The sequence below is a fragment of the Oleiphilus sp. HI0117 genome, from assembly GCF_001635235.1.
In genome coordinates this window covers 1-5,322 of the sequence record NZ_LWGA01000374.1, presented here as the reverse complement: position 1 = coordinate 5,322, position 5,322 = coordinate 1, and the positions used below count along the sequence as shown (strand labels likewise).

Genomic DNA, 5,322 nt, shown 5'->3' with positions numbered 1-5,322 from the left:
CCGCAACCTTCGCTATAAAATACTTTTGGTATACCTAGCAACGCAATATCAGTATTGGTGTTTGAACCGCCAAAGGGAAATGTACCAATAGCAAGATCGCAGACCGATAGGTTCTTCATGTAGGTCATGTAGTTTGCTGGAGGGTGAACCTTAGCAGCTCCGCTCAATGTGATCTTTAGCGACTTTTCAAAGGCAATGTCATGACTAACTAAGAAAAAGTTGAATTCAATTGGTACTGAAGAGTGCTCCAGTAAGACTTTGCACATTTGGATAAAACGTGGTGTTATTTTAGGTAACGAGCTATTGATAGCTATTCGTACAACCCCGTCGTTAGGTTTTTCAATATCGAAGGGTTCATATTCGGGGTGTGGTTCCCAGACGAACTCTCTACCTTGATAGATAGGTACGATCTTTTCTGTACAGAATTGTTGAAAGTCCCAGCCAGGCCGTGGTTCAGAACAGTAACTGTAGTCGATGTAAGGTGAAAATGCTGAAGCAGGATGGCCGTAGCACATAATTTGGTGTTTAGCTAAACGAACGTTTGCAAGGGGGATCGTCCATTTTGCCATGCCTATTGAAGGGAAATAAATTAGATCAGGTTCAAGCTTAACGATTTGTGCGATGATGTTTGAAAGATCGGTCGCAGTATCACTTATGTCGATTATTCGGTCGAAATCTTTACTCGAAAGTTCATCGTATTTATTGGGGTCGGCTAGGCATGTAACGTCAAACTGTTCTTTTAATAGCTTGAGTTCAAGGTGGTAACAGCGGTACATAGCATGTGGTGACTTGTACTGCTCAGACAGTACAACTATTTTCTTTACTTGCTGTGATTTGGCTATATATTTTTCGACTTTCTTTACTGTTCCAGGTGAAAGGTGCTTTCTCTTTACCCAGTTCTCCATAGCCTTATTGATAGAGGCTTTAATCTCATGTCTGTCATTCCGGTCAAGGTAAGAACAGAGCATCCATGGGGCGGCCGCTAACTCTGCTGCGGTGCTATCGAATTCCATATCACTAATGATCGGATGTGCTTCAAATATGTGATTGAAGTTTTCTTCTATCTTCGTATTGTAGGGATGATGGTAGCCATATAGCATGCCAAGATACCAGTACATTCCAAAGTAGGGCATAGCGGTGGCGAGCTGCGTGGCGTCAAATGCAATGCCAGTATCGAGTGTTAAGCAGCAGTATAGGTATTTTATATCTTGTTCAGTCTGAAGTTTCAGCGATAGGTTTTCATCTACTAAGCCACGATTAAACATGATGTGATCCATGTTCGCGTAACAGCTTAAATAAAAGATCTCTGCAATATAGTTTTTTAAAATTACTAAATGAATAAGCGTTGTATCTTCGGGAGTGTAGTTCAGATCAGAAAGATAGCTTGTAATAGTCGCTGCTAGGCGGCTATAGATATCTTGCTTCTCTTCTAGGCTCATTAAATTGTTTAAAGGGGATAAACCTTGATATGAGCAACTTAGATTTCCGGAAGAGTCAGTTTTATAAGTAGATTCTAACCCTGTTCGCTTATCCATGAAATTAACAAGCTCAATGAGCTGGCTTTCATATAATTTATAATTTCGTTGAGCAATTGAGCGTTCTAAGTCGAAAAGAGTGAAGGATAGGGGGAGATTCTTATTTTGCATTTGCTGATTACCGGAATGAATTCTGTATAAAGATTCAGCTAAGCTACCATTGCGAGGTATTTTGGTAAAGAGGAAGGTACCTTCTCATAAAGAAGAAGGTACCTTTGATTGGCTTAGGCTTAACCTTGCAGTAACTGAAGTACTTGCTGAGGCTGTCCGTTGGCCTGTGAAAGAATCGATAGGCCCGCGCTTTGTAGAACCTGAGACCGCGATAACTCAGCTGTTTCTGCGGCAAAGTCTGCGTCTCTAATTCTCGAACTAGCTTCTGAAAAGTTTTCGGCAGCAATAGCCTGGTTCGTAATTGTAGACTCAAAGCGGTTCTGGATAGCACCTAAGTTTGCCCGCTGGAAGTTGATAGCAGTTAGCGCATTATCAATTGCTGAAATGGCTAGTATGGCACCATCAGCCGTTGAGATATCAATGTCCTTGATTAACTGGCCGCTCTCAGATGAACCATACGTTCCAATATCGAACCCTGCTTGTTGAACGTTACCTGTTATTGACGATACTTCTATCTTACCAGCGGACAGTAAGGTGATTGTACTTTGAGTACTTCCTGCTGTAATACCAGAGTTGGTAATGTTGTTTAAATTACTAATCTCGATATTTCTACCATCTTCAGCTACTAGTCTGAATGTAGCTCCAAACGCTTCAGCGGTAACACCTGTTTGACCTGCTTTATTATTTACAGCAGAGATAACTGTGTTTTGTATGTCTGTAGCGGTGTCGCTCGCGCTGTAGGCAATGTTTATCGTGACCCCGTTAATATCAACATTACCTGTTTGGCCTGTACCGTCAGTTATAGCACCTCCATTAACAATGGTTGAGTTAACTTCAGCTGAAACTCCAGTACGATCACTTACTTTATTGATTGCCTCTGCTTTAGATATGGCGCTAGATGACTGGTTTCCGCTGGAAGCTGTATCAAATGAAGCCTGAGATGGGCCAACAGGGACACCGTTCAATACAAGGTCGCCCGTTGCTAGGGCGTTAGCGCCAACTGTAGATCCGATAGCGCCACTATTGCTGCCGCTAAACGTGCCAACTGCCAGTCCCGTGTTGGATATAAAGCCGGTTGTGCTGTCGAGTTCAATCGGGCCTCCATCACTAGATATTAAAGTAAATGTACCTGTATAGACTCCATCAACGCCTAAGCCGACTGATTCGGTAGTAGCTCCGTCGTCTTCTAAAATGATGTTGCGGCCATCTTGTGCTACAAGCTGGATACCCACTGTTGGGTTGCCGTCAAAGATAGCCTCAACTCCAGTTTGACCGGAGCTCAAGTTTATTGAGTTGGCAACACTCTGTAGGTTTGCAATATCCTCTATATTTGCGCTAGTTGATACATCTATTGATATACCGTTAATCGTAATATTGGAGTTAACATCTGCACTGGTATAGCTGGTTCCAACCAGTGACGTTTCGTTCACTACAGCTTTAATACCCGTTCGGTCTTCAACCTGATTAATAGCTGCGGCCTTTGATATTGCACTAGCATCTTGATTTCCGCTGGAAAATGCATCGTCAGTACCGCTTGAAGCACCTACGGCAATGCCATTTATAACCAAGTCGCCAGCATCCATTGAGTTGTTGTCAGCATCGGAGGTTATACCATCCCCCTGGGCGGAACCTAGCTGATCAACAGTAGCTCCCTCTATACTAACCGTGACGCTTTCGCCTTCGTTGGCGCCAATCTGGAAAGTTACCCCTGAAAAAGAGCCGTCAAGTAACTTAGTACCGTTGAAGTTTGTTTGTTCTGATACGCGCTTTACTTCAGCTTTAAGCTGTTGAACTTCTTGGTCGAGAGCTTGTCGGTCAATTGCGCTGTTCGTGCCGTTCGCCGATTGAAGGGCTAGGTCACGAATACGTAGCAAGTTATTGGTAATCGAGCCGAGCGCACCTTCTGCTGTTTGAGAAAGTGATACACCGTCACCTGCGTTTCGGATGGATACGTTCAAACCTCGGATTTGCGAATCGAAACGAGTTGAGATTGCCAAACCTGCGGCATCATCCTTCGCACTGTTAATACGCAAGCCAGATGAAAGGCGCTGTAAAGCCGTCTGGTTAGCGGATTGAGAATTGTCCAGGTTGCGCTGTGCATTAATTGACGCGATATTGGTATTGATGATTTGAGGCATTGTATGCTCCTACTTATCTTCTATACCGGTGGACAGCATTCCTAAAGTTTCGGGATGAGTAACTACCGGCTACTAAATTAAAGTTTTTTTAAAATTTGTGATGCAATAATCGAGCATCACTTTCCTTGCTCTTTGTAAAGCATGCACTGTGCCAATTTGACTGGATGATATGTAAGGTGTTGATATCAAAGTGTTATGGGTTGGTTATTTTTGTTGGGTTATACCGGAAGAAGCTATGATTGCCGGTTTTTTGGCTAGTGCTTGCCGCTATTTATAATGTGGAGAGTGAGAGCGTTTATGAAAAAAGAACTTCGTTACACTTGCTTACATTGTTTTTGTAAAAAAAACTAAAGTAATTCTAAGGAGTGCCGTTAAGTGATGTAACAAGCGGTCGAGAGCGTGCTTTACAAAGCATGATGTACTTCAAAATCTCGTTCGTTTACTTGCAAAATTGATCGGAGAAACGACATGCCTCAAATAATTAATACTAATATCGCGTCTTTGAATGCTCAGCGCAACCTAGACAAATCTCAGAATGAACAGAGTGTTGCTTTACAGCGTTTATCATCTGGTTTGCGTATCAATGGCGCAAAGGATGATGCGGCAGGTTTGGCGATTTCAAACCGAATAGATGCTCAGGTTCGTGGTCTAAATGTAGCAAACCGAAACGCAGGTGATGGTGTATCGCTAGCACAGACAGCTGAAGGTGCATTGAACAGTATGACAACCTCCTTGCAGCGTATGCGTGAACTAGCATTGCAGTCTGCAAACGGTACGAATACATCATTGGAACGTTCTTCACTGCAAGAAGAGGTTGAGCAGCTTAAAACCGAGATTGCGAGTATCGCAGAGAAAACAAACTTTAACGGTCAGAACCTTTTAGATGGTTCTTTCCAGGGTACTAGTTTCCAAACAGGTGCAAACGTTGGTGATCGAATAGACGTTTCAATCTCTGAGGTGTCAGAGGAAACGCTAGGTACAGATATCACATCAGGTTTGTCTTCTGTTTCATCTACCGATGCTCGTCCAGCAATGGCTGCGGGTGACCTGGTAATTAACGGCTTCGCAGTAGGTGCAGCAGATGCGGGTGCTGATGGTGCTTCAACTGCCGATCAGAACTTGAGTTCTATTGCAATTGCTGCGTCCATCAATGCGGTTGCTGATCAATCGGGTGTCAGTGCGACTGTTAATGCAACGGTTGCATCGGGTACAGAAGTCACTAACGTAGCAAGTGCCGCTAACTTTGATATTAATGGTGTAACGATCAATGTTGGTGGATCTGGCGATGCAAGCACGTTATCTACTGATTTGCAGGGTGTTGCGGACGCAATTAACCTAAGCAGCGGTCAAACAGGTGTTACTGCGTCGGTTGATCTAAATAACTTGCAGCAAGGTGTAACTCTTTCTGCTGCAGACGGTCGTAACATTGATATCTCGGGTGCGGGTGCAGCAGCGGCAGGTGTTGCAGCGGCTGACACGTATGTTGGTTCCTACACTTTAGTATCTAAAGATGGTAGTGATATTGAGATTACTAGTAA

Annotated in this window: 2 protein-coding genes and 1 pseudogene; 1 reads left to right on the top strand and 2 read right to left on the bottom strand. The window is 43.5% G+C overall.

The features are described 5' to 3' along the window. A partial coding sequence (locus tag A3757_RS04450; protein WP_068739220.1) for a hypothetical protein occupies positions 1–1,646 on the bottom strand: 1,646 nt, incomplete at its 3' end. A gap of 119 nt (positions 1,647–1,765) precedes the next feature. Further along, a complete protein-coding gene (locus A3757_RS04445) occupies positions 1,766–3,784 on the bottom strand; it encodes a flagellin (RefSeq protein ID WP_068739219.1) in 2,019 nt (672 codons plus the stop codon). A 468-nt stretch (positions 3,785–4,252) separates the two neighbouring features. On the opposite strand from A3757_RS04445, the pseudogene A3757_RS04440 reads away from it, so the two are divergent. Next, positions 4,253–5,322 (top strand): annotated as a pseudogene (locus A3757_RS04440) (flagellin); the annotation flags it as partial.